At 64.2% G+C, this 371-nt stretch carries 1 protein-coding gene; it reads left to right on the top strand.

The annotated features are described in order from the left end of the window. On the top strand, positions 1-371 hold a 371-nt coding region (locus tag AC1DIX_RS28285), incomplete at both ends, for an aldehyde dehydrogenase family protein (RefSeq protein WP_477328687.1).

A 371-nucleotide genomic window follows, 5' to 3' on the forward strand; every position in this document is an offset into this window, starting at 1 on the left:
CCTATATCCGGCTTGGCGAGGAGGAAGGTGCGGAGATCCTCACCGGCGGCAGCGGGCGGCCCGAAGGCTTGGACCGCGGCTGGTTCGTTCGCCCGACGATCTTTGCCAATGTGCATAACGAAATGCGGATCGCCCGCGAGGAAATCTTCGGCCCGGTGCTCTCGGTCATCCCCTACAAGGACGAGGCGGACGCGATCAGCATTGCCAACGACACGAGCTATGGGCTGCAGGCCTATATCCATTCCAGCGACATCGATCGCGCCAGGCGGGTCGCCGAGCAGATGGAATCAGGCCGCGTGGTGATCAACGGCGCGCCGCACGAGCCGCTTGCACCCTTCGGCGGTTTCAAGCAATCGGGCATGGGCCGTGAG

This window comes from Massilia sp. 05N420, assembly GCF_056397205.1.